Origin of the sequence: Aquabacterium sp. UBA2148 (assembly GCF_002328915.1) — a bacterium.
In the GTDB taxonomy this organism is placed as follows: Bacteria; Pseudomonadota; Gammaproteobacteria; order Burkholderiales; family Burkholderiaceae_C; genus Aquabacterium; species Aquabacterium parvum.
In genome coordinates this window covers 1-5,356 of record NZ_DCXA01000047.1, presented here as the reverse complement: position 1 = coordinate 5,356, position 5,356 = coordinate 1, and the positions used below count along the sequence as shown (strand labels likewise).

General features: G+C 66.7%; 5 protein-coding genes and 1 pseudogene. All 6 read left to right on the top strand.

The window, feature by feature from the left end; translation table 11 throughout:
- Positions 1-131 precede the first annotated feature (131 nt).
- Positions 132-407 carry a hypothetical protein gene (locus B2W70_RS02475; RefSeq protein WP_058088854.1) on the top strand — a complete coding sequence of 92 codons (276 nt, stop codon included), beginning with the start codon at positions 132-134 and terminating at the stop codon, positions 405-407.
- A 10-nt stretch (positions 408-417) separates the two neighbouring features.
- Complete coding sequence (locus tag B2W70_RS02470) at positions 418-1,029, top strand: DUF4255 domain-containing protein (protein ID WP_286742496.1); 612 nt, start codon at positions 418-420, stop codon at positions 1,027-1,029.
- Positions 1,026-1,832: a hypothetical protein gene (locus B2W70_RS02465; protein WP_286742493.1), complete on the top strand. Its 807-nt coding sequence runs from the start codon at positions 1,026-1,028 to the stop codon at positions 1,830-1,832. Before B2W70_RS02470 ends, B2W70_RS02465 begins: the two co-directional genes overlap by 4 nt.
- A gap of 17 nt (positions 1,833-1,849) precedes the next feature.
- Positions 1,850-3,862 carry a phage tail sheath family protein gene (locus tag B2W70_RS02460; protein ID WP_286742490.1) on the top strand — a complete coding sequence of 671 codons (2,013 nt, stop codon included), beginning with the start codon at positions 1,850-1,852 and terminating at the stop codon, positions 3,860-3,862.
- Positions 3,863-3,906: 44 nt separating this feature from the next.
- Positions 3,907-4,359: a phage tail protein gene (locus tag B2W70_RS02455; RefSeq protein WP_058088858.1), complete on the top strand. Its 453-nt coding sequence runs from the start codon at positions 3,907-3,909 to the stop codon at positions 4,357-4,359.
- A gap of 29 nt (positions 4,360-4,388) precedes the next feature.
- A pseudogene (locus tag B2W70_RS02450) lies at positions 4,389-5,356 on the top strand (hypothetical protein); the annotation flags it as partial.

Below are 5,356 nucleotides of genomic sequence, written 5' to 3'. Positions count from 1 at the left end.
GGCGCCCGCGCCACAGCCGCCTCTCCCTTGAGCCCTTGTCCCCAGGGAAAAGCCAAGGCATCCACCTGGCCTGCGCTTTGCAATGACGTGAGAAACATCACAGATTTCAGTCGCCAACCAGGGGGAGTCGGATGGACGCGCAGTCGCCTTCACGGGAAGTCGTCGCAGTGGCCGAGGTCATCCGTCGCCACTTGCTGCGACACCCGCAGGCCTCTGACACGGCCGAGGGCATCCAGCGATGGTGGGTCCTGCCCTTGTTGGGCGAGGTGTCGTTGCAAGTGGTGGAGCAGGCGCTGACAACGCTCGAAGCCGAGGGCTTCCTCCACAGGCTGCAACAAGCCTGGGCACCCACCGCCTACCTGGCTGCCCGTCCTTTGGAGCCAGGTCCACGTCCGACCGATCACTGACACACACCACATGGCCAATCACCTCGCCATCGCCGCCGTCGCCAAAACCATCCTGAAGATGGTGGAGGACCACTGCCCCCGCGAGGAGTTCGCCGCCACACCCACTTTCACCTTGTATGGCGGACACGACTTCAGCAACCCGCAAGTCACCGAGGGATTTTCGCTGCTGGTCTGGCGCATCCAACCCAGCGCAGCACTGCGACGCTCTCAGCCCTTGCGAGAGGTAGATGGTCGCAAGCGCATGCCCAGCCTGGCCGTGGACCTGTCGATCCTGGTGACAGCTTGGGCGGCCGAGCCAGAGCGCCAACTGCGCCTGACCGGATGGCTGATGCGCTTCCTGGAAGACAACGCCACGGTGCCGGCGGCCCTGCTCAACCAGGCCTTGACCCAGCGCAGCGTGCCCGCCTTCAAGCCCGACGAGGCCATCGAGCTGTTGCTGGAGCCGATGAGCCTGCCGGATCACCTCGGCCTGTGGGACAAGTTCCGCAACCGCTGGATGACCTCGGTGAACTACAGCGTGCGAATGCTGCAACTGGAGTCCAACCGCTTTGTGGACGAGGGCCCGCTGGTCGTCAGCCGCGAGTTCGGCGTGGGTCAGATCACGTCAGAGGGCCAGCCATGACACGTGTGCTCAGCCCTGGCGCCGATCGCATCGTGCGCCCCGCCTTGCTGGGGGTGCTGTTTCACGATGCCGTGGACGGCAAGCCTGTTCACGGCGATGACCTGTGGGTCGAGGCCATCGATGCCTGGCGACCCGATCAGCCCAGGCGTTTGAGCCCGAGTCGCAGTGGCGTGTACGGCCTGCACAGCTTGCGGGGCGTGCACACACTGCTCGATGGCCCGACAAGCCCATCCGACCTGGTTGACTCGCCACCGCCGACCGGCAGGCTGAGCCTGCGCGTGCGAGACCGCTCCGGTCGGTATGTCGACGCCTTCCTGCGCCCCACCTGGCCGGCACCGGACATCTTGAGGGTGCCGCTCTACAGCGCCATCACCCGTCCGGTGCCACAGGCGCTGGCCAGCCTGAAGGTGGACCTGCGCCGGCGCAGTGACACCACCCTGCCCGCTTGCTGGGCCTGGCTGACCTTGCGCCTGGGCAGCAACGTGCTGGCCGAAGGCTTGGCCGACGCGCAAGGCCGCGCGCAGCTGGTCTTCCCCCTGCCCAAACCACGAGAGGGCCTGCCGCACGGCTCGCCCGCAACCGCCGAGGCCCTGCTCGACTGGACCGTGACCCTGCACGCGCGGTGGCACCCCGAACGCCAGCCCCAAACGCTGGTCGACTGGACCGATCTGCCAGCGCAGCCCGAGATCCCTTTGCTGCAAGCCGTGGGCCCTGATGTCCCGCTGGCCCCCTTGTCCCTCCAGGCGGGCGTGCCCTTGGAGGCCCACCGTTACCCGTCATCTTTCGTGTTCGTCGCGGACTGACTCCGCAGGAGATCCCCATGCCCGAGTACCTCGCCCCAGGCGTCTTCGTCGAAGAAACCTCGTTCCGCGCCAAGACCATCGAGGGGGTGTCGACCACCACCACCGGTTTCATCGGCGCTGCCGCGTTCGGCCCGGTTGCCCTGGAGCCCGACCTCGTCACCAGCCTGTCGGCCTACGAACGCCTGTACGACCCGTTCAGGGCGGGCTCGCCGCTGGTCTTCGACGGCAATGCGGAAGCGCCGAACCACCTTTGGCACGGTGTGCGTGCCTTCTTCACCGAGGGCGGCAGGCGCCTGTACATCTCGCGCGTGTTCAAGCCCCTGGTGGGCGACTACATCCCCATCGGCGACGAGGACGACCTCACGCCGCCCGCACTGGCCGATGCCTACGACGATGGTCATGCCCGGGTGGACATCGCCTCGACAGGCGGCGTGCGGGTGCGGGCCCGCCACCCAGGTGCTGCCGCCAACCTGCGCGTGCGCTTCACGCTCAAGGGCAGCGCCAACGTGCTGACCAGCACGATCGATCCGATCAGCGGCGACCCGGTCAACACGCTGCGCTCGGTCAAGGACCTGGACCTGGTCTGGGTGCGCGATCGAACCAGCTCACCGGCAGGCCGCGAGACCGGCACCTTCTGCATCGTTCACTGGGACGAGCCGCGCGCCACCTGGGTCTTCGAGCCCATGCAGGTCACCTCACCGGTCGAAGACACCGACTGGTTCGACGTCAGCGCCCTGACCGTCGACCAAACACCCGACGCCGGTGACTCTGTGCGGGTGGTCACGCTGAGCGTGTCGCTGCTGACCCGCGACGGCACGCGCGAGCTGGCCACCTGGAGCGGCCTCCCCCTGGACCCGGCCCACCGCGAGGGTGTGGCGCTGGACTCGGTGTTCGCCAAGTTCGCCAACACCCCGTCCTCGGCCGAGGATGCCCGTGCCCTGCCACTCGTCATCGCACGCGACCCGCTGGCCGTGGTCAGCGCCTTCGATGTGTTGCGTGACCTCTTCGGCGATGACCCGACCGACCTGCTGGTGCCCACCACCGAAGACACGCGCCGCCAGATCACCCCCGCTGACAAGCTCACGCTGGGCGTGTGGGTGGACTTCCAGCTCACCGGCGGCAACGATGGACAACGCCCTGGCGCCGCCGAGTACGAGGGCAAGGCCGATCAGAACGAAGGCCACTCATTGGGCCTCAAGCAGTTCGAGGACATCGAGGACATCTCGATGGTCGCTGCGCCTGGCAGCACCTGGGACTACGCCAACTTCCGCGAAGAAGCCAATGGCGTCATCGCACAACTGATCGCCCACGCCGAGCGCATGCGCTATCGCGTGGCCCTGCTCGACAGCGGCGACAAGCTGCCCGTGGCAGAGGTGCGAGGCATGCGCGCCAAGCTCGACAGCAAGCACGCCGCGCTCTACTACCCCTGGGTGACCGTGCTCGACCCGATCACGCGCCGCGAGATCAACCTGCCGCCATCCGGTTTTGTGGCGGGCATCTGCGCGCGCAACGACATCGAGCGAGGCGTGCACAAGGCGCCGGCCAACGAGGTGGTGAAACTGGCACAAAGCTTCGAAACCCTGCTCAACAAGGGGCAGCAAGAGGTGCTCAACCCCGAAGGCATCAACTGCTTCCGCTACTTCGAAGGCCGCGGCATGCGCCTGTGGGGCGCCCGCACCATCAGCTCCGACCCCGAATGGAAGTACCTCAACGTGCGGCGCTACTTCGCCTACCTCGAGCGCTCCATCGACAAGGGCACGCAATGGGCCGTCTTCGAGCCCAATGGCGAACAGCTCTGGGCCAACGTGCGCCGCACCATCGAAGACTTCCTGCTCAACGAATGGCAGTCCGGCGCCTTGCTGGGCGACAAGCCGGACAAGGCCTTCTTCGTGCGCTGCGACCGCAGCACCATGAGCCAGAACGACCTGGACAACGGTCGGCTCGTCTGCCTGGTGGGCGTGGCACCGCTCAAGCCTGCCGAGTTCGTGATCTTCCGCATCGGCCAGTGGACCGGCGACCGCCGAGCCTGAGCCCGCCCGTGACCTCACACCCGAATCCCTGAAGGAGAAACAACATGGCAGTGCTGCGCGACCGCCCCTACGTCCAGTTCAACTTCCTGGTCGACCTGGGAACCGGCAACACCGAAGGCCCCGAAGCCGGCTTCCAGGAAGTCAGTGGCATCGGCATGGAAGTCACCGTGTCCGAGTACCGCAACGGCAACGAGAAAGAAAACAGCGTGCGCAAGATCACGGGCCTGAACAAGGCATCCGACGTGACCCTCAAGCGCGGCGTGATCGGCTCGCTGAACCTCTACCAGTGGCTCGACCAGATCCGCAACGGTGACCAGAAGGCCTTGCGCACGGTCACCATCCAGCTGCAAAGCGAGGACCACACCACGGTCGTGCAAACCTGGAAGCTCATCCGCGCCCGGGTCATCAAGCACACCTCAGGCCCTTTCAACGCCAAGGGCACCGACGTGGCCATGGAAGAGCTGGTGCTGGCCTACGAGCGGCTGGAGATGGAGTGATCGGTTCACGAGACTGAGCCACGAAGACCATGAGCAGCACCTTGTCACGCCCCCTGCCCGGCCTGCGCTTCGACGTGCCCGCCCCAGCGCTGGACGAGGCCCTGCCGCGCATGGACATTGCCTGCTTCGTGGGCTTCGCCCAACGGGGGCCCGTGGGCGTGCCGGTGGCGGTGGAAAGCACCCTCGAGTTTGAATCGGTATTTGGCGCTGAACTGGTGCTGGTGGCCGCCACCAGCGAAGCCGAGGAAGACACCCGAGCACTGATGCCGGGCAGCGTGGCGCAGTTCTTCTTGCAAGGCGGTCGCCGCGCCTGGGTGGTGCGCGTGGCCGGCGACGATGCCGTGACCACCCGATTTCCGGTGCAACGCATGCTTCAGGTTCGCCGCGAGTCAGGCTCAGGCGACTGGGTGGCAAAGGCCGCCTGGCTGCGCGCTGGCAGCCCGGGCGCCTGGGCCGATGGCCTGAGCCTGCAGGCGTGGGTCAGTTCACATGCGTTGGCCTTGACACCGCTGGCCCTGAGCGGCGAACAACTGGCGCTGCGCGCAGAGGGTCCGCACGCACTGGGTCTCATGCCTGGTGAAGCGATCCGCGTGCAGCTGGATGTCGATGACTGGGTCCAGGGACGTGTGGTCGAGACAGGCGTGGTGCACATGAACGCGGCTCGACTGCAGCGTGACATCACGCTGGACCGACTCTGCACCGTCAAAGCCGTCATCGGTGAACCCAGCTTGATGCGCATGGTCTGGATGGAGCGCGGCGCACGAGGTCGCGATGAGATCGAACGACCCGTCGCAGCCGAAGGGCAGTGGTCGGCGGGCCGACTGAGGTGGCGATGCCGCCTGCCGGCGCGCGTGGCGCTGGGCGTCGGCGAAGTGGTTCAACTGCACTTTCGCAGAGGTGCTCAAGCTGCCTGGGCCGCGCTGGACGAGGTGCACCTCACCGGTGTGCCCGACGAGCAAGGCCTGGTGACGGCCGAGCTGGCTGCCCGGCCTTGGCC